The 19,006-nt window shown below is 63.3% G+C and carries 16 protein-coding genes; 12 read left to right on the plus strand and 4 right to left on the minus strand.

The genetic code is table 11. The annotated features are described in order from the left end of the window. The first annotated feature begins 6 nt into the window (after window positions 1-6). Complete coding sequence (locus EN807_RS02765; RefSeq protein ID WP_127314598.1) at window positions 7-801, plus strand: SDR family oxidoreductase; 795 nt, start codon at window positions 7-9, stop codon at window positions 799-801. A 201-nt stretch (window positions 802-1,002) separates the two neighbouring features. Continuing rightward, the gene (locus EN807_RS02770) at window positions 1,003-2,094 is read left to right on the plus strand and encodes a 3-deoxy-7-phosphoheptulonate synthase (protein ID WP_135933797.1); all 1,092 of its coding nucleotides are present in this window, start codon (window positions 1,003-1,005) and stop codon (window positions 2,092-2,094) included. Window positions 2,095-2,303: 209 nt separating this feature from the next. On the opposite strand, the gene EN807_RS02775 is transcribed toward EN807_RS02770, so the two are convergent. After that, window positions 2,304-3,413, minus strand: a complete 1,110-nt coding sequence (locus EN807_RS02775) for a Gfo/Idh/MocA family oxidoreductase (RefSeq protein WP_135933798.1) — start codon at window positions 3,411-3,413, stop codon at window positions 2,304-2,306. Window positions 3,414-3,568: 155 nt separating this feature from the next. Here EN807_RS02775 and EN807_RS02780 point away from each other — a divergent pair, with 155 nt between their 5' ends. From EN807_RS02780 to phnN, 9 genes are all read left to right on the plus strand, one after another. Then, window positions 3,569-4,414 (plus strand): MurR/RpiR family transcriptional regulator, encoded by an 846-nt coding sequence (locus EN807_RS02780; RefSeq protein ID WP_189522328.1) that lies wholly within the window; start codon window positions 3,569-3,571, stop codon window positions 4,412-4,414. A gap of 130 nt (window positions 4,415-4,544) precedes the next feature. Continuing rightward, window positions 4,545-6,479, plus strand: a complete 1,935-nt coding sequence (iolC, locus tag EN807_RS02785; RefSeq protein WP_135933800.1) for a 5-dehydro-2-deoxygluconokinase — start codon at window positions 4,545-4,547, stop codon at window positions 6,477-6,479. A gap of 35 nt (window positions 6,480-6,514) precedes the next feature. Then, a complete protein-coding gene (gene iolD / locus EN807_RS02790; RefSeq protein WP_135933801.1) occupies window positions 6,515-8,365 on the plus strand; it encodes a 3D-(3,5/4)-trihydroxycyclohexane-1,2-dione acylhydrolase (decyclizing) in 1,851 nt (616 codons plus the stop codon). Window positions 8,366-8,515: 150 nt separating this feature from the next. Continuing rightward, window positions 8,516-9,433 (plus strand): myo-inosose-2 dehydratase, encoded by a 918-nt coding sequence (gene iolE / locus EN807_RS02795; protein ID WP_135933802.1) that lies wholly within the window; start codon window positions 8,516-8,518, stop codon window positions 9,431-9,433. Window positions 9,434-9,463: 30 nt separating this feature from the next. Further along, window positions 9,464-9,682, plus strand: a complete 219-nt coding sequence (locus EN807_RS02800; RefSeq protein WP_029347375.1) for a DUF3329 domain-containing protein — start codon at window positions 9,464-9,466, stop codon at window positions 9,680-9,682. A 6-nt stretch (window positions 9,683-9,688) separates the two neighbouring features. Next, window positions 9,689-10,501 (plus strand): 5-deoxy-glucuronate isomerase, encoded by an 813-nt coding sequence (gene iolB / locus EN807_RS02805; RefSeq protein WP_135933803.1) that lies wholly within the window; start codon window positions 9,689-9,691, stop codon window positions 10,499-10,501. Between the two features lie 151 nt (window positions 10,502-10,652). Beyond that, complete coding sequence (locus tag EN807_RS02810) at window positions 10,653-11,360, plus strand: DUF1045 domain-containing protein (protein ID WP_135933804.1); 708 nt, start codon at window positions 10,653-10,655, stop codon at window positions 11,358-11,360. 80 nt (window positions 11,361-11,440) lie between these two features. Beyond that, on the plus strand, window positions 11,441-12,580 hold the full coding sequence (locus tag EN807_RS02815) for an alpha-D-ribose 1-methylphosphonate 5-triphosphate diphosphatase (RefSeq protein ID WP_135933805.1): 1,140 nt from the start codon (window positions 11,441-11,443) through the stop codon (window positions 12,578-12,580). Then, window positions 12,577-13,206, plus strand: coding sequence for a phosphonate metabolism protein/1,5-bisphosphokinase (PRPP-forming) PhnN (gene phnN / locus EN807_RS02820; RefSeq protein ID WP_189522329.1), 630 nt, complete (start codon window positions 12,577-12,579; stop codon window positions 13,204-13,206). The genes EN807_RS02815 and phnN overlap by 4 nt, the downstream gene beginning before the upstream one ends. 208 nt (window positions 13,207-13,414) lie before the next feature. On the opposite strand, the gene EN807_RS02825 is transcribed toward phnN, so the two are convergent. The 3 genes from EN807_RS02825 to EN807_RS02835 form a co-directional block, all read right to left on the minus strand. Next, complete coding sequence (locus tag EN807_RS02825) at window positions 13,415-14,410, minus strand: ABC transporter permease (RefSeq protein WP_135933806.1); 996 nt, start codon at window positions 14,408-14,410, stop codon at window positions 13,415-13,417. 84 nt (window positions 14,411-14,494) lie between these two features. Further along, window positions 14,495-16,039: a sugar ABC transporter ATP-binding protein gene (locus tag EN807_RS02830; protein ID WP_135933807.1), complete on the minus strand. Its 1,545-nt coding sequence runs from the start codon at window positions 16,037-16,039 to the stop codon at window positions 14,495-14,497. 122 nt (window positions 16,040-16,161) lie between these two features. Further along, window positions 16,162-17,124, minus strand: coding sequence for a sugar-binding protein (locus tag EN807_RS02835; RefSeq protein ID WP_127319143.1), 963 nt, complete (start codon window positions 17,122-17,124; stop codon window positions 16,162-16,164). 594 nt (window positions 17,125-17,718) lie between these two features. Between EN807_RS02835 and EN807_RS02840 the strand changes: the two genes are divergently transcribed. Further along, the gene (locus EN807_RS02840) at window positions 17,719-18,858 is read left to right on the plus strand and encodes a LacI family DNA-binding transcriptional regulator (protein WP_189522330.1); all 1,140 of its coding nucleotides are present in this window, start codon (window positions 17,719-17,721) and stop codon (window positions 18,856-18,858) included. The last annotated feature ends 148 nt before the right edge of the window (window positions 18,859-19,006 follow it).

The raw sequence follows: 19,006 nt of genomic DNA on the forward strand, positions 1-19,006 counted from the left end.
AAGGCGATGAACGGTTCAGCCGGTCGCAATTCCGAAACACGCGCCATCGTCACCGGCGGCGCGCAAGGCATCGGCTTCGCCGTCGCCGAGGCGCTGGCCGACGAGGGCTGTCGCGCCCTGGCGCTGGTCGGCCGTTCCAAGGAGAAAGGCGACAAAGCGGTCGCCGTACTTGGGAAAAGCGGCGTCGACGCCATCTTCATCAGCGCCGATGTCTCAGAGGTGGCCGACTGCAAGCGGGCCGTCGAAACGGCGATCACTCATTTCGGCACCGTCAACGCGCTGGTCAATGCCGCCGCCACTTCGGCGCGCGGCTCGCTGGTCGAGACGTCGGAGGAGCTTTTCGACCAAATCTTCGACACCAATGTGCGCGGCCCCTTCTTCCTGATGCAGGGTCTCGTCGCGCACCTGCTGGAGCGCAACGCGCCGGGTTCGATCGTCAACGTGCTGTCGATGTCGGCGCATGCCGGTCAGTCCTTCCTGACTCCCTATTCGACCAGCAAGGGCGCGCTGATGACGCTGACCAAGAATGTCGCCAGTTCCTATCGAAAGCACCGCATCCGCTGCAATGCCGTGCTGCCGGGCTGGATGGATACGGAAGGCGAGGCGATCGTGCAGAAGAAGTGGCACGATGCGCCCGACGATTGGCTGGAAAAGGCCGAGGCCGCGCAGCCGATGGGCCAGTTGGTGAAGCCGGCGCAGCTTGCCAGGCTGATCACCTATATGATCAGCCCCCAGTCCGGCGTCATGACCGGCTCACTGGTCGACTACGATCAGAACATCGCCGGGGTGATCGGCGAGTAGTGACAAGTGCTTCGGCTTCGACTATATGAGCCGCATGATCCACCTGACCGCCTCGTTCTGGTACTTTAGCTACGGCAGCTCGCTGGCGGCGGGAGGATTGCGCTCGATCTGAAGATTGCAGCATCAAAATCCGAACAGCCGCCAGACCTGGCGGCTTTTTTTGTTTCAGCCGGCAGGTCTCCCAACCAGGAGCAGAAAGCCGTGTTGACCACCACCGACGATCTTCGGGTCAAGGAAATAAGGGAATTGAGTACGCCGGACCAGGTGATGCGGGAGATACCGCGCACGCTGACGGCGACGCGCACCGTTGCCACGTCACGCAACGCCATCCATTCCATCCTGACGGGGACCGACGATCGACTTGTTGTCGTCGTCGGCCCCTGTTCGATCCACGACCCGGCCGCCGCCGTAGACTACGCCAGCCGTCTGGCGGCTCTGCGCGAGAGCCTGTCGGACCGGCTGGAGATCGTGATGCGCGTGTATTTCGAGAAGCCGCGCACGACGGTCGGCTGGAAGGGCCTGATCAACGATCCCGACCTGGACGGCAGCTTCAACATCGACAAAGGACTGAGGCTGGCCCGCAACGTGCTCTCCGCCGTCAACAATCTCGGCCTTCCGGCGGCGACTGAATTCCTCGACATGGCCACCCCGCAATACATTGCCGACCTCGTCGCCTGGGGCGCGATCGGCGCGCGTACGACCGAGAGCCAGATCCATCGCGAACTCGCATCCGGCTTGTCCTGCCCGGTCGGCTTCAAGAATGGCACCGACGGCAGCCTGCGGATCGCCGCCGAGGCGGTGAAATCCGCCGCCCAGCCGCATCATTTTATGGCGGTGACGAAGGGCGGACGCAGCGCCATCGCGACGACCACCGGCAACGAGGACTGCCACGTCATCCTGCGCGGCGGCATTGTGCCGAATTACGACGCAACGAGCGTCGCGGCTGCCTGCAAGGAACTCGGCCGCGCCGGCATCCCGCCACGGTTGATGATCGATGTCAGCCACGCCAACAGCAACAAGCGGCCGGAGAACCAGCCGATGGTGGCGGCCGACGTGGCGGATCAGGTCGCGGCAGGCGACGAGCGCATCATCGGCGTCATGATCGAGAGCCACCTCATCGCCGGCCGCCAGGACGTCACGCCCGGCAAGCCGCTCGTCCATGGCCAGAGCATCACCGATGGCTGCATCGACTGGACAACCACCGAGACGGTGCTGCACGGTCTTGCCGACGCCGTCGAGCGGCGCCGGTCAGCGCGACGCGCCATGATCGACAGCCGTCCGGGAGCCGCCTGAAGCTTTCACCTTCTCCCCTTGTGGGAGACGGTGGATCGGCGCGTAGCGCCGAGACGGATGAGGGGTGCTGGAAGACACGATGCGCTGAAATATCAGATGAATTGAAGCCCTTACGACTTCAAGTCACGATCCGTCCAACACCCCTCATCCGACCGAGCTTCGCTCGGCCACCTTCTCCCACAAGGGGAGAAGGGGAGCCAACGCCAGCGTTACCTCACATCCACCCAGCGCTGCTCCTCGAACGAGCGCGCCATGGCATGCACGGTGCGCTCGATCTCAAGTCCTTCGTCGAAATCGATGATCCGCGCCGGCTTGCCGGCCAGCCGCGTCAAAAGTTCCCGGCATTCGATGATCTTGAGGTCGTTGAAGCCGAGACCGTGGCCGGGCGCCGGCAGGAAGGCATCGTAGGGCTTGTGATGCGGCGCCACCAGGATGGTGCGATAGCCTTGCTCGGTCGGCCGGTCTGATGTGAGGTAGAGCTGGAACTCGTTCATCCGCTCCTGATCGTACAGGATCGAGCCCTTCGAGCCGAAGATCTGGATGGCGATCCGGCCCTTGCGGCCCCAGGCCGAACGATTGACCAGCAGCGTGCCGGCAATGCCGTTTTCGAGATGCATCAGCACGCTGGCGATGTCGTAGGTCTCGACCTCGCGGCGCCCGCCCGAGGCGACCTGCCGATCGGCATAGGGTTTTGCCATGTCGCACATGACGCGGGCGACGCGGCCGAACAGCACGGCGACCAGCGACAGCGGATGTACGGCGAAATCGTCGAGCGCGCCGTAACCGGACGCCGCCTCGTGTTTCCAGAAGAACGGCGCCTCCGGATCGGCCATGAAGTCCTCGTCCATCTCGATACGCAGGTGATTTACCTCGCCGATGATCTTCTCGTCGAGCAGCGCACCGATATGGCGGATCGCAGGATTCTGGATGTAGTTGTAGCCGAGAGCGGCCACCTTGCCGGCCTTTTGCGCCGCCGCCGCCATGGCTTGCGCCTCCGCAAAACTCGGCGCCATCGGTTTTTCGCACCACAGATGCTTGCCGGCTTCGAGGATGGCGATGGCCATTTCCGGATGGAACTGGTTGGGCGTGGTCAGCGAGACGATATCGACATCCGGATCATCGACGACGGCACGCCAGTCGCCGGAGGCCTTGGCGAAGCCGAATTCGCTGGCACGACGTTTGGCAAGATCCTTATTGACCTCGCCGAGATGGACCAGCCTTGGCTTGGCCACGTCGGGAAAGACGGTGCCGACCGCGTTCCAGGCGATGGCGTGACACTTGCCCATGAAGCCTGTGCCGATAAGACCGACTCCGACCATTTCCCTTGTCTCCGCTGTCAGCAAGATTTGCGTGGATGAATTAGTCCATTTTATCCAGAAATGGAACGCATGCCTCATTTTTTATGGCCTTCTTGCACAGGCTCGCTATGATGGGGCACACACGGCATCGACTGATGAGCCTAGGCGGAGCGACGATGGACGAACGGGTGCCCCGCGATTTCGAGACGCTGCGGACGACGATCCTGGAACGGCGCCATAGCCTGCCCAAGCGTATCGCGCAGATCGCCGCCTATGCGCTCGACAATCCTGACGACATTGCCTTCGGCACGGCCGCCAGCATCGCCGCCTCCGCCGGCGTCCAGCCTTCGACCTTGATCCGCTTCGCCCAGCAGCTCGGCTTTGACGGCTTCACCAGTCTGCAGCTGGTGTTTCGCGAGCGCCTGCGTGAGCGCAATTCGTCTTATGACGAAAGGCTGGCGGCATTGCGCGCCAAGGCCGAGGAAGGCGCCGGTCACCGGGCGATCTTCGACGGCTTCGTCGCTGCGGCCAGCACCTCGCTCAACGATATTTCAGGCAGGTTGAACGAAGACCATTTCGAAGATGCGATCGCCTTGCTGGCAAAGGCGGAGACCATCTATGTGCTGGCCAAGCGCCGCTCGTATCCGGTCGCCTCCTACATCGCCTATGCGCTCGGCAAGCTCAAGATCCGCAACCAGCTGATCGAATCGGCCGCCGGCCTCAACGCCGAGATGATCAGCTTTGCCTCGCCCAGGGATGCCGTCATCGCCATCAGTTTCTCACCCTATGCCCCGGCGGCCATCGAGGACGCGCGCGTCATTTCCGAGCAAGGCGTTCCGATCGTGGCGATCACAGACAGTTCCTTTTCGCCGCTCGCCCAGTTCGCCAAGGTCTGGTTCGAGGTCGCCGAGGCCGATTTCGCCGGCTTCCGCTCGCTGTCGGCGACAATGGCGCTGGCCATGGCGCTGACCGTTGCGGTTGGCGAGAAGCGCCGCGATGCCGGCCGCAAGCGCAAGGCCTGACAGGCTACTTTTCAGCAAAGGAATGCGCGTTCCATATTGACTATGGATTGGAATTATTATTTCATATTGCCGGCGCCACGCTGCCGCTCGCGCGTGTACCCCAAGACAACAAGGCTGATGGGAGGTTCGAATGGGCGAAGCCATGGACGCGAAACTTGCGCCGCTCGACATCATCACCATTGGCCGCGCCTCCGTTGACCTCTACGGCCAGCAGATCGGCTCGCGCCTGGAGGATATCACCTCCTTTGCCAAGTCGGTCGGCGGCTGTCCGGCCAACATTTCGGTCGGCACGGCGAGGCTCGGTCTGCGCTCGGCGCTGCTCACCCGCGTCGGCGACGAGCAGATGGGCCGCTTCATCCGCGAGCAGCTGACGCGCGAAGGGGTTTCCGTCGACGGCCTCAGGACCGACCCGGACCGGCTGACCGCGCTTGTGCTGCTGTCGGTCGAGGACGAAGGCGTCTCGCCGATGATCTTCTATCGCAGCGACTGCGCCGACATGGCGCTGGCGGAGGAAGACATAGATGAGGCGTTCATCGCTTCGGCACGCGCCATCGTCGTCACCGGGACGCATTTTTCGCGGCCCAACAGCGACGCCGCGCAGCGCAAGGCGATCCGCGCCATCAAGGCCAAGGGCGGCAAGGTGGTGTTCGACATCGACTACCGCCCCAATCTCTGGGGCCTTGCCGGCCATGCCGAAGGGTTCGAGCGCTATGTGAAATCCGACCGGGTCTCCGCGCAGCTGAAGACGGTGCTGCCCGACTGCGATCTCATCGTCGGCACCGAAGAAGAGATCATGATCGCCTCCGGCACTGACGATTGCCTCAGCGCGTTGAAGACGATCCGCTCGCTGTCCAACGCCACGATCGTCTTGAAGCGCGGCGCCATGGGCTGCATCGTCTATGACGGGCCGATCAGCGACGACCTCGAAGACGGCATTGTCGGCAAGGGTTTTCCGATCGAGGTCTACAATGTGCTCGGCGCCGGCGATGCCTTCATGTCGGGCTTCCTGCGCGGCTGGCTCGGCGGCGAAAGCCTTGAGACGGCGGCGACCTGGGCCAATGCCTGCGGTGCCTTCGCCGTGTCGCGGCTGCTCTGTGCGCCGGAATATCCGACCTTCGAGGAATTGCAATTCTTCCTGAAGAACGGCAGCAGGCACCTGGCGTTGCGCAAGGACGAGGCGATCAACCATATCCATTGGGCGACGACGCGCCGGCGCGACATTCCCTCGCTGATGGCGCTGGCCTGCGACCACCGTATCCAGCTTGACGATGTCGCCGCGAAAGCCGGCGCCGATCCGTCGCGCATCCATGATTTCAAGGTGCTGACGGTCAAGGCGGCGGCAAGGGTGGCCGCCGGCCGAGCCGGCTACGGCATGCTGCTCGACGAGAAATACGGCCGCGAGGCAATGTTCGAATTTGCCCGCCATTCCTTCGCCTGGCTCGGCCGGCCGGTCGAGCTGCCGGGATCGCGGCCGCTTCGTTTCGAATTCTCGCAGGACATCGGCTCGCAATTGATCGAGTGGCCGGTCGACCATTGCATCAAGTGCCTGTGCTTCTATCACCCCGACGACCCGGAGCCGCTGAAGACCGAGCAGCAGCAGAAGCTCAAAAGCCTGTTCGAGGCCGCGCGGAAAATGGGAAGAGAACTTCTCATCGAGATCATCGCCGGCAAGCACGGCAAGCTCGACGACACGACGATCCCGCGCGCGCTTGAGGAACTCTATGCGCTCGATATCAAGCCCGACTGGTGGAAGCTCGAACCGCAGGCTTCGGCCGGGGCTTGGGCAAAGATCGAGGCGGTGATCCTGAAGAACGATCCGTGGTGCCGTGGGGTTGTGCTGCTCGGCCTCGAAGCGCCGCAGGACGAGCTGGAAGCGGCCTTCGCCGCCACCGCCAAAGCGCCCATCGTCAAGGGCTTCGCCGTCGGACGCACCATCTTCATCAACGCGGCCGAACAGTGGCTTGCGGGCAAGATGTCGGACGACGAGGCAGTGACCGACATGGCGTCGCGCTTCGAGAGACTAACCGAGGCATGGCTTGCCGCGCGCGGCCGCAAAGCAGCATAAGAAGGCGCGGCATTAGGACTGCGGAGGAAGACAACATGACCAAGACAATCCGCCTGACGATGGCGCAGGCGCTGACCCGCTTTCTTGCCCGCCAGATGACCGAGATCGACGGCAAAAAAATGCCGATCTTCGGCGGCGTCTGGGCGATCTTCGGCCATGGCAATGTCGCCGGTGTCGGCGAGGCGCTCTACCAGGTGCGTGACGAATTGCCGACCTTCCGCGCCCACAACGAACAGGCGATGGCGCATGCGGCGATCGCCTACGCCAAGGCCAATTTCCGTCGCCGCTTCATGGCCACGACAAGTTCGATCGGCCCCGGCGCGCTCAACATGGTGACGGCGGCAGCACTTGCGCATGTAAACAGGTTGCCTGTCCTGTTTCTGCCCGGCGACGTCTTCGCCAATCGCATCCCCGACCCTGTCCTGCAGCAGGCCGAGGATTTCTCCGACGGCACGGCGACGGTCAACGACTGCTTTAAGCCCGTGTCGCGCTATTTCGACCGCATCACCCGGCCCGAGCAGATCATCCCGGCGCTCAATCGCGCCATGCAGGTGCTGACCGATCCGGCCGAATGCGGACCGGTGACGCTGGCGCTCTGCCAGGACGTGCAGGCCGAGGCCTATGATTACCCCGAGAGCTTCTTTGCCGAACGGGTCTGGACCCAGCGCCGACCGCGTCCGGACCGCCAGGAGCTGGCGGCCGCAGTGGCAGCACTGAAGGGCGCGAAAAAGCCATTGGTGATTGCCGGCGGCGGCGTGCTTTATTCGCAGGCTTCCGGTGAATTGGCGAAGCTGGTGCAAGGCGCCGGCATTCCGGTCTGCGAGACGCAAGGCGGTAAATCCTCGCTGCCGGACGATCATCCGCTCAACATGGCGGCGGTCGGCGTCACCGGAACTTCGGCTGCCAACCGGCTGGCTGAAGAAGCCGATGTCGTGCTTGCCGTCGGCACCAGATTGCAGGATTTCACGACCGGCTCGTGGGCGCTGTTCAAGAATTCCGGCAAGACCATTATCGGACTGAATACGCAGTCTCTCGATGCGGGAAAGCACCAGGCGCTGCCGCTGGTCACCGATGCGGCGGAGGGGCTCGCCGAGCTTGGCGCGGCGCTGAACGGCTGGAAGGCGCCGGCTGCCTGGACCGACGATGCGGCCAGGGGCAAGAAGAACTGGCAAGCCGAAGCCGGCAAGGTAACGGCGTCGACCAATGCTGCCTACCCGTCGGATGCGCAAGTGATTGGCGCCGTGCAGCGCGCCGTGGGCTCCGACGTGATATTGCTTCATGCTGCTGGCGGCCTGCCCGGCGAGTTGCACAAGCTCTGGCAGGCGGGCGCGCCCGGCTCCTACCACGCCGAATACGGCTTCTCGACCATGGGCTACGAGATCGCTGGCGGGCTCGGCGTCAAGATGGCCAAGCCCGACGAGGAGGTCGTCGTGATGATCGGCGACGGCTCCTATCTGATGCTCAATTCCGAGATCGCGACCTCGGTCATGCTCGGCCTCAAGCTGACCATCGTGCTGCTCGATAACAGAGGCTATGGCTGCATCAACCGGCTGCAGATGGCGACCGGCGGCGCCAACTTCAACAATCTGCTGAAGGACGCACGCCACGAGATTGTGCCTGATATCGACTTTGCCGCGCATGCGGCAAGCCTGGGTGCCATCGCCGAGAAGGTTTCGTCGATCGCCGGGCTGGAAACGGCGCTGGCGCAAGCGAAGAAGAATACAAGGACCACCGTGCTGGTCATCGATACCGATCCGCTGGTTTCGACCGAAGCCGGTGGAAGCTGGTGGGATGTCGCCGTGCCGGAAGTCTCGACACGGCCGCAAGTGAATGCGGCGCGCAGAGCCTATGATGAAAAGCGGCAGATGCAGAAGATTGGAGATTGATGTCGGGCGCTGCCAAGCCCCTATCTCCCCCTTGTGGGGAGGTCGGACCGAAGGTCCGGGTGGGGGTCCGGCGCCGCACCGCCACCCCGCTGCTTCGCAGCGACCCTCCCCACGGGGAGGGTGGACACGAACTGACATTGGAGTGACGACTTGAAAGCCAAACTGGGTATGTCCCCCATTGCATGGTGGAACGACGATCTTGTGGAGCTCAGCGATGACGTGTCGCTGGAGGAGTGCTTACGCCAGTCGCGCTCGGCAGGCTTCACCGGCATGGAAATGGGCCGCCGTTTTCCCAGTGACCCGAAAATCATGCTGCCCATTCTGAAAGAGGCCGACGTCACGCTCTGCGGCGGCTGGTTCTCCGGGACGCTGGTCGACGAAGACATGGCGAAGAACAAGGACCGCATCCAGCCGATGATCGATCTGTTCAAGGCCGTGAACGCGCCTTGCATCGTTTATGGCGAGGTCGGCCGCTCCATCCAGGGTGATCGCTCGAAGCCGCTCGCCACCAAGCCCAGGCTTTCGGACGACCAGATGAAAGCCTATGCGAGGCGCCTCACGCAGTTCGGCGAATGGTGCGCCGAGCAAGGCATGCCGCTCTCCTATCACCATCACATGGCGGCGGTCGTCGAGACCGAGCCCGAACTCGACGCCTTCATGCGCTACTCGGGAGAAGGCATTCCCTTGCTGCTCGACGCCGGTCACTTGGCCTTTGCCGGCGGCGACGTGCTGCGCGCCATCGACAATCATCACCGGCGCATCAACCATGTGCATGTGAAGGACGTACGCATGGAGGTTATCCAGAAACTCGACCGCCAGAAGCAATCCTTCCTCGACGCTGTGGCGCTCGGCGCCTTCACGGTGCCGGGAGACGGCTCGCTGGATTTTGGCGCCATTGTGGAAAGGCTGGCGAACTACGGCTATGAAGGCTGGTTCGTCGTCGAGGCCGAGCAGGACCCGAAGACGAATCCGCCGCTCAAGATGGCGCAAGTCGGCTACAAGGAGTTGATGCGGGTGATGACGGCTGCCGGCTACACCGTTGAAACGCAGGGCTTCCCCAATGCTTGAATGCAGTATTCCCGGCGAAGGGCTGATCCGATGAAGGACTCCGAGCATCCGTTCTTCCGGCCCTTGTGGCGGCGCGTTGCCATCGTCGCGGTCTGCCTGGGCTGGGCCGTGGTCGAGTTTGCCACCGGCGCGCCGTTCTGGGGCATGATCGCGCTCGGCTTCGCCGGCTATGCCGTCTGGCAGTTCTTCTATCTCTATAAGCCGGCCGACGGCGGCAAGGCTTCGGCCGATACCGAACCAAAGGAATGAAGCGCGATGTCGAAACTGCTGGTTAAGGCCGATAAGGGCCATGGCCGCGTCGCCCATGTGACGCCGCAAAACGCCGGCTGGACCTATGTCGGTTTCGATCTGCATCGATTGCGGCCAGGCGGAACAGCCTCCGGGCAAACCGCGAACCGTGAAGTCTGCCTGGTGTTCGTCACCGGCAAGGGCAAGGCGACGGCCGGCGGCAAGGATCTCGGCCTGCTCGGCGAACGCATGTCGCCCTTCGAAGGCAAGCCGTGGTCGGTCTATGTGCCGCAAGGCTCTGACTGGTCGGTGACCGCCGACACCGATCTCGAACTCGCGGTCTGCTCGGCGCCAGGGCTTGGCGGCGGCGTGCCGGTCCGCGTCATTGCGCCGAAGGATCTCGGCCAGGAGGTTCGCGGCAAGGGCACCAACACGCGCTATGTCACCAACATCCTGCCGGAGGGCAAGCCGGCCGACTCATTGCTGGTGGTCGAGGTCATCACGCCGGGCGGCCACACCTCGAGCTATCCGCCGCACAAGCATGACCAGGACAATCTGCCGGCCGAGTCCTATCTCGAGGAGACCTACTACCACCGCCTCAACCCACCGCAAGGCTTCGCCTTTCAGCGCGTCTACACCGATGCCGACCGGACAGGCGCTCGTTCGCTCGATGAGACGATGGCGATCGAGGACGGCGATGTCGTGCTGGTGCCCAAGGGCTATCATCCTTGCGCCGCCTGCCATGGCTATGACCTCTACTACCTCAACGTCATGGCGGGGCCGAAGCGGACGTGGAAATTTCACAACGCGCCCGAGCACGAATGGCTGATGAAGGCCTGATCGCGCACCCTTGCGGTCGGCAACTGGCCCAAGGCGAAAAAATCGTCGGCTAATGACCCGCCTGAACAACTTTGTTATCAGGAGCGATCATCAGCTTCGTCATTTCGTCATGCAAATCGCCTATGGCAGCGGGAGTTGACGAGGACTTTCGATGCGCTACGCCATCTATTTCACCCCCCGGCAGGACGAACCGCTGGCGCGGATCGCCGCCAATTGGCTCGGCCGCGACCCGTTCGGCGCCGCCACGAGGCCGGTCGAGGCGGTGGGCGAGCTGTCGGCGGCGGAAGTCGCCTTCCACACCGCTTCGGCGCGCCGCTACGGTTTTCATGCGACGCTGAAGGCGCCCTTCCGGCTGGCTTCGAACGAAACGGAAGCCGCGCTTCGCGCGGCACTCGACGATTTCGCCGAGACGACGCCGGTGGTGACGATCCCGCGGTTGGTCGTCAGCCAGATCGACGGCTTCTTCGCCCTGGTGCCGGAAGGACCGCTGCCGGCGCTCAACCGCTTCGCCGACGACGTTGTGCGCGACTTCGACCGTTTTCGCGCGCCGCTGAGCGAGGCTGAGATCGAACGGCGCAGCCCCGATTCGCTGAAGCCGGATGAATTCCGCAATCTCTGCCAGTGGGGCTACCCCTATGTCTTTGAGACCTTCCGGTTCCATATGACGCTATCCGGCCGTGCCTCGTCACAGGAAAGCCCTCGTCTTCGCGCAGCAATCGACAGCCTGTTTGCCCAGGTTCTGCAACGGCCGGTGCCGGTGGACGCACTGACCCTGTTTGTCGAAACTGAACCTGGCGCCCCGTTCATGGTGCTTTCCCATCACGCGCTCGGGCGCCGCCCGGCCAGAAGAACTGCCTGAGATGACTATTTGTTTTAACCGCCTTTTTGCGAGCCAATTGGTTTCAATTGGCTGCAAAAATGCTCCAAGGATTGCCTGAAATGACCGCCGAGACCGTTCTCAACAATGCCCGCATCGTGCTTGCCGACGAGATCGTCGAAGGCTCGATCGTGCTGCGCGACGGCTTGATCGCCGGGATCGATGCCGGCGCCGGCCGGACCGGCGAAGACATGGGCGGCGATTTCATCATTCCCGGGCTGGTCGAGCTTCATACCGACCACCTCGAGGGCCACTACGCGCCGCGGCCGAAGGTGCGCTGGAACCCGATCGCCGCCGTTCTCGCCCATGACGCGCAGGTGGCGACCGCTGGCATCACCACCGTGCTCGACGCCCTGCGCGTCGGCATGGACGACGACGCCGACATGAATTCGGCCGACATGCGCAAGCTGGCCGATGCGATCGAGGACAGCGTCCAGCAGGACCGGCTGCGGGCCGACCATTTCATCCATCTGCGCTGCGAGGTTTCGGCGCCGGATTGCCTCGCCGCCTTCGCCCACTTCGATGGCGATGACAGGATCAAGCTGGCGTCGCTGATGGACCATGCGCCGGGACAGCGCCAGTTCGTCGACTTGGAAACCTATGCCTACTACTACCAGCGCAAGCTGAAGCTGACGGATCGCGAATTCCAGCAATTTTGCGAGAAGCGGATGGCGGAGTCGGCGACGAATTCGGGGCCGAACCGCGCCTTCATCGCTGCCGCCTGCCATCAGCGCGGCATCGTGCTGGCCAGCCATGACGACGCCACGGCAGGCCATGTCGACGAGGCGATCGAACAGGGTGTCCGCGTCGCCGAGTTCCCGACCACAAAGGAGGCCGCAAAAGCTTCGAAGGAGGCAGGGCTCGGGGTGCTGATGGGCGCGCCGAACGTCATGCGCGGTGCTTCGCATTCGGGTAATGTTTCGGCCCGCACGCTCGCCGGCGAAGGCTTGCTCGATATATTGTCGTCCGACTACATTCCCTTCAGCCTGATCCAGTCGGCCTTTTTCCTCGGCGACGTAGTCGGCGGCATTTCCCTGCCTCAGGCGGTGGCCATGGTTTCGAAGAACCCGGCCGAGGCGGTCGGCCTCGCCGACCGTGGCGTCATCGAGCAGGGCCGGCGGGCCGACCTGGTTCGCGTCCGTCTCGACGATCACGTCCCGGTGATCCGCACGGTGTGGCGGCAGGGACGGCGGGTCGCGTGATGGTGTCGGCGTCGATCGAGCGTGAATTGTCCGCCGCTGCGTTTCCGATCCGCGACGGCGTCTTCGTCGCCGTTGTCGGCCCGAGCGGCGCCGGCAAGGATACAGTGATTGGCTATGCGCGGGCACTGTTTGCCGACGAGACCCGGCTGGAGTTCGTGCGCCGGGTCATCACCCGGCCGAGCGACACGACCAGCGAGGATCACGATACGCTCGCCGACGCGGCCTTTGTCGAGGCCCAAGCGGACGGCGCCTTTGCCATCTCGTGGGAGGCGCATGGCCTGCGTTACGGCATCCCGGCTGAAGTCGACTGGTCGGTCGCCAATGGCCGCGTCGCCATCGCCAATGTCTCCCGCACCATCATCCCGGCGCTGCGCGATCGCTATGCCAATCTGGCTGTCGTCGAGATCACCGCATCGCCGGAAATCCTGGCCGAGCGACTGGCGATGCGCGGCCGCGAGTCGCGCGGCGAAGTGCTGGCGCGCCTGGCGCGCAGCGCCAATGTCGCGTTGTCCGGGCCAGGCGTCACCTCGATCGACAATAGCGGCCTGCGCGAGGCGGCCGGCGAGCGCTTTGCCGATGTGCTGCGCAAGGCCATGGCATTCTCCGATATGTCGGGCTTAATTTAAGGCTGCGTCTTCCCTTCTCCCCTTGTGGGAGAAGGTGGATTGGCGCATAGCGCCAAGACGGTTGAGGGATGCTGGCCGGAGCTCGGTCGGCGTCAAGCTGGAACACCCCTCATCCGGCCGATCGGAGCCTGTCCTCGGGCTTGCCGGAGGCAAGGCCCGTGGGCTCGGCCACCTTCTCCCACAGGGGGAGAAGGGAGAGGCGGAGCCGCTATTCCGCGGACGCACCAGCCATGCCCTTGCGGGTCGCCTCGAGCATCAGCCGCCGCTCCCGGAACACGCCCCATTGCTGATCGACCAGGACGCCGATGAGGATCACCCCGCCCATCACCGCGAAGTTGAGCGAGGAGGGGATGCCGAGCAGGTTGACGAGGTTTTGGAGTTCCTGCAGCAGAACCGTGCCGAGGATGACGCCGATCAGCGAGCCCTCGCCGCCGCGCAGCGAGAAGCCGCCGAGCACTGCCGCGGCAATGGCATAGAGTTCGTAGAACTGGCCGTGGCTCGCCGGCGAGATCGAGCGCGTGTACATGGCGAAATAGATCGCCGATAGCGCCGTCAGCACACCGCAGATGACATAGGCCGCCATGACGACGCGGCCGGTGCGTATCCCGGAATATTTCGCCGCCTCCTCATTCTTGCCGATGGCGTAGAGATAGCGGCCGAACACCGAACGATGCAGCACCACCCACATCACGATGGCGATGACGATCAGCGCTATGAAGCTGTTCGGCACGCCATAGGATCGCCCCGCCGTCAGGAATTCGAGCTCCGGAAAGTTCTGTCCGAAAGCAAAACCCGCCGTGCCGTCGGCTGTGTAGAACCGCGCGGCGCCGCGATAGATCAAAAGGCCGCACAGCGTCACCACGAAAGGCTGCAATTTGAGCCGCGTGATCAGCCAGCCATGTGCCAGCCCGATCATGCCACCGAGCACGAGGATCAGCGGCAGCGCGACCGGCCATGCCATGCCGCGCGTGGCGATGAAATCGACGAACAGGACGCCGAGCAGCGCAACCACCGAGCCGACCGACAATTCGATACCGCCGGTGATGATGACGAAGGCCTGGCCGATAGCCAGGATGCCGAACAGCCCGATCAGGTTCGACGTGTTGGCGAGGTTGATCGGCAGCAGAAAGCGCGGATTGATGATCGCCACCACCGCTCCCACCACAAGGATCAGGATCAGCAGGCCGAGATCTTTCTTGCTCATCGTCTTCTCCCCAATCCCTGCCCAGGCAGGCTCCGCAAAAGTGTTCTACGGTTTTGCGACCAGAACCTGCACCAAAACAAAAAACTATCTCGGCTGCTTGCCCACGGCCAGCAGCAGCACGTTTTCCTGGCTGAACTGTTCCTTGTCGAGAATGCCTGAGATCTGGCCCTCATGCATGACGGCGATGCGGTCGGAGACGCCAATCACCTCCTCCATGTCGCTGGATATCATCAGCACGGCGACACCGGCATCGGCCAGTGCGCGCATCAGCCCGTAGATCTCGGCCTTGGCGCCGATGTCGATGCCGCGCGTCGGCTCGTCGAGGATCATCACCTTGGGGTTCATGGCAAGCCACTTGGCCAGCACGACCTTTTGCTGGTTGCCGCCTGACAGGGTGCCGGTGCGCGTCGCCACCGACGGTGCCTTGATGCCGAGATTGCGTTTCTGCTTCTCGGCGGTGACGGCTTCGGCGCCGGCAGAAACCAGGAACCGGCGGGCATGCGCCGGCAGATTGGGAAGCGAAATATTCTGGGCAATCGACAGATCGAGCAGGATGCCGGTCAGCTTGCGGTCTTCCGGGACGAGGAAGATCCCGTTGGCCACAGCCTCGGCGGCCGAACCGAGAACCAGGTCTTTTCCATCAAGCTGGAGCGCGCCGCCAAGGCTCGTCTCAATGCCGAAAAGCACGCGCGCAAGCTCGGTGCGGCCGGAGCCGACTAAGCCCGCCAGCCCTAGGATTTCGCCTTGCCTGACGCCGAGATCGACCGGCCGGTCTGGATAGGCGCTGGTGCGAATGGCCTTGGCCGACAGGGCGACGGTGCCGGGCGGGCGCGCCGATTCTGCGGCCTTCTCCCGCTCCTTCAGCATGCGGCCGATCATCAGCTTGACCATCTGGTCGTGGTTGACGGCGCTCTTCGGCAGCGTGCCGGCAAGCTTGCCGTCCCTCAGCACGACGACGCGATCGGCGACCCGCTCGACTTCGTGAAGACGATGCGAGATGAAGATGACGCTGATTCCCTCAGCCTTCAGCGCCCTGATGACATCGAGCAGCTTGTCGGTTTCGGCAAGGGGCAGGCTCGATGTCGGCTCGTCGAGGATCACCAGCCTTGCCTCGATCGACAGCGCCTTGGCGATTTCGACCATCTGCTGCTGGGCAAGCGACAGCGTCGATACCGGCGTATCGGCCGAGAAATTGGCGCCCACGCGTTTGAGCAGCGGCGCCGACAGCGCGCGCAGCCTGGCGCGGTCGACCAGCCTGAGCGGACCGGCGCGCAACGGCTCGCGGCCGAAAAAGATGTTGGCGGCAACGTCGAGGTTTTCGAACAGGTTGAGTTCCTGATGAACGAAGGCAATGCCGGAACCGATGCTGGCTTCGACGGTCAGCCTGTCATGGGCGACGCCGTCGACGGTGATCGTGCCGGTGTCGGGGGTGGTCACGCCGCCGAGGATCTTCATCAGCGTCGACTTGCCGGCGCCGTTTTCGCCGACGAGGCCGATGACCTCGCCAGGCCCGACCTCCATCGAGAATCCATCCAGCGCGACCACGCCGGGATAGGTCTTGCGCACGCCCTCGAGACTGAGGAACGAGGCAGTCGTGGATACGCCGATGGATGCGTCGGAATAATTCATCACGCCTGACAGCAGCTGGTGGGCCGTTCTAGCCACATCTGCAGACTGACGACCCTCGCAGGGTTCGTCAATGCGAGCCGCCGACCCGAAGCGAACCTCGAGCCGGCGCAACTGCTTTCGTCCTAATTGCCGGACATCGCCTTCAGATTGGCGGCATAGGCGTCGACGTCGTCCTTGCCGATGATCTTGGTCGGGATGATGATCAGGCCGTTCTCCGGAATGCCCGATTTGTCGCCCTCGAGATAGGCGGCCATCAGCTTCATGCCCTGGTAGGCCCATTCGAAGGGCTGCTGCACCACGGTGGCGGCAACCGTGCCTTCCTTGACGCCGCCCAGCGTGATCGGATCGTCGTCGAAGCCGACGACCGTGATCTGGCCGAGCTTGCCGGCGTCGCGCAGCGCTTCATAGATGCGCGGCGTGTTGTAGGAATAGAAGCCAACCATGCAGGTGACGTCGGGGCTGGCGACCAGCGCGTCCTCGACGTTCTTCTTGGCGCGGGCCTGGTCGATGTCGTCGCCACGCACGTCGATCAGCTCGATCTTGGTGCCGGCGAGCCCTTCCTTCATGCCCTCGATGCGCTCCTTCGCATTATCGGCGCCGAGCAAGCCGACGAAGCCGAGGCATTTGCCGCCGTCGGGCATCGCCTTCTTGGCGATCTCGGCGGCCTGTTTGCCGGCATCGATGTTGGATGAGCCGATATAGGCGATACGTTTGGTCTGCGGCGCGTCGCTGTCGGTGGTGAACAGCGCCGTCTCCGAGGCGATCTTGTTGAGCCCCTCGGTCGAGGTCTTGGGATCGACGGCCGATACCATGATTGCCTTGACGCCGGCCGTCACCAGATCGTCCATCAGCCGCTGCTGGATGGCAACCGACGACTGCTCCGGATATTTGAGCTCCAGATTGTAGCCGGGCAGTTCGGCCTGCGCCTTCTTGACTCCGGCTTCGGCCGCCTTCCAGAAATCGGAGGCGCCGTTGACGACGAAGGCCAGCGTCGGTTTATCCTGGGCACGAGCAATTGCAGTGATGGACAGACCGAGGGCCAAGGCCGCGGCGGCGATGGACGCATTTCGTATCGCAGATTTCATGTTCAACCTCCCATTTGATTCAGTCATTTTTGCTGATCTGAACTTGTCGAATGCGGCTTGGACGCCTCCTCCTCAAGGGGTGCTGGCAGCGAAAGAACGGCGCCATTCCAGCCGCGATTTGAACTCTAGAGACTCATTGGCAGTTCGTAAATAGTCGGATTTGTCTGACATTTAAGTATTTGCGCGGCGTTGCTCTGCGGCCCGAGTGCTACCGATCCCGCGCAGCACGCTTGCTTGCCGCCATGGCCCGTTCGGTCCCGAGCCGGGCATGACAAATTGACATTAGAACGCTTACGCCTATTAGTAAATAGTATTAGTTCCTGGTTGGAAACCTGGTGCCGGCGGCTGCCTGCCGTGTGGTGAGAAAGGGAGGCTTCCGTCTAAGGGCTTGAAATTGGTCCCCGATTCCGAGAAACCGATCTTTCAGGACCGCATATCGCTCTCTCCGCGCCGCTAGCCATTCGGCAACCAGAATGATAATAATGATTAATCGAGTGCTTGTTTATAAACGAAGCCTCGCCGGACGTCCTGCCGTCTTTTATGACGTCCAGGACGACCTCAGGTTAGACAAGCTGGAATTTGGAACACAATGCCATGAGCGAACCGACGGATCTGCGCGATCCTCCCCTTGAAGCCTCCCGGCGCCGAAAGCCATCGGCCAAGAATCCCAAGGGTCGCGTTACCATGACCGATATCGCCAGGGCCGCCGGCTGCTCGCAGGCAACGGTTTCGTTCGTCCTCAACAACACGCCGGGCATAAGGCTCTCGCAGCAGACCCGCGAACGGGTGATCGAGGCCGCGCGGGGCCTCGGCTATGCGCCACCAGCCTTCTCTGCTCTTCGTAGCCCTATCGCCTCGTTCGAGGGGCTGGACGGGGTGATCGGCTTCGCGGTCGATCAACTGGCGACCAGTCCCGAAGCGGTCGTCGCCATCGAAGGAGCGCGCCAGGCCTCGTGGAATGCCGGCAATGTCGTGCTGGTCGCGCAGACTTTGGGTGATACCGTCATGGAGCCGCGCGCGATTGCGGCACTGACCAAGCGGGGTATTTCGGCGCTGATCTACATGACCATCTTCACACGCGAGATCACCGCGCCCGACTATCTCTACGGCCTCGATATCCCGGTCATCCTGCTCAATTGCTATACCGCCGACTACGCCTTCCCCGCCGTGGTGCCGAGCGAAATCGCCGGCGGGCAGAGTTCCACCCGCCACTTGATCAGCCATGGCCATCGCCGCATCGCAACCATCACCGGCGAACCATGGATGCAGGCGGCGCAGGATCGGCTGAAGGGCTACCGCCGGGCACTGGCGACGGCCGACATCCCGTTCGATGTGGAACTGGTGGTCGAGGGCGACTGGTCGGCGAGCGCCGGCTACGCCGCGACAGTCAAGCTTCTGGCACTCAAGGATCGGCCGACCGCAATCTTCTGCCAGAACGACCGCACCGCAATCGGCTGCTACGAAGCGTTGAAGGAAGCCGGCCTGCACATCCCCGGGGATATTTCGGTGATCGGCTATGACGACGAGGAAATCGCCCGGCATCTGTTCCCGCCTTTGACGACGTCGATCCTGCCGCATATGGCGATGGGGCAATGGGCGATCGAGCAATTGGACGTTCCTGCACCGCCCGGCCGCGGCCGCTACCCCATCACCAAGCTTGAATGCCCGCTGGTCGAGCGGGCATCGGTCAGTGCTGTGGCGCCTGGGCGCACACACGGACTGACAGCCGGCTGAGGATCGCCAGACGTCCGTCAATGCAAACGCCGTACTGATGCCGCTCCAGGCCAGCCAAGCGCCCCGCAAAGGCATCAGTGGCTGGCCCGAAATTGTCGCCTGGCATGGGGGATCGGGATTCTTGTATCAAGATTTCTGCGGACTGACG

The sequence above is a fragment of the Mesorhizobium sp. M5C.F.Ca.ET.164.01.1.1 genome, from assembly GCF_004792125.1.
Taxonomy (GTDB): Bacteria; Pseudomonadota; Alphaproteobacteria; order Rhizobiales; family Rhizobiaceae; genus Mesorhizobium; species Mesorhizobium wenxiniae.